Genomic DNA, 320 nt, shown 5'->3' with positions numbered 1-320 from the left:
GCGAGATCGCCATCCGCGTGATGCGCGCCGCCAACGAGATGGGCAAGCGCACGGTCGGCATCTACGCCGAGGAGGACAAGCTCTCGCTGCACCGCTTCAAGGCGGACGAGGCGTATCGCATCGGCGAGGGGCTGGGGCCGGTGCAGGCCTATCTCTCGATCCCCGAGATCATCCGCGTGGCGAAGGCCTGCGGTGCCGACGCGATCCACCCGGGCTACGGCCTCCTGTCGGAGAACCCGGATTTCGTGGAGGCCTGCGACGCCGCCGGCATCGCCTTCATCGGCCCGCGCGCCGAGACGATGCGCGCGCTCGGCGACAAG

General features: G+C 70.0%; 1 protein-coding gene. It reads left to right on the top strand.

What is annotated here, in order from left to right:
• A partial coding sequence (locus tag AB6A65_RS16855) for a biotin carboxylase N-terminal domain-containing protein (protein ID WP_371039527.1) occupies positions 1-320 on the top strand: 320 nt, incomplete at both ends.

This window comes from Rhodosalinus sp. FB01 (genome assembly GCF_041365715.1).
In the GTDB taxonomy this organism is placed as follows: domain Bacteria; phylum Pseudomonadota; class Alphaproteobacteria; order Rhodobacterales; family Rhodobacteraceae; genus Rhodosalinus.
The sequence above is the reverse complement of the archived record's forward strand: the minus strand, read 5'-3'. Positions and strand labels throughout refer to the sequence as shown.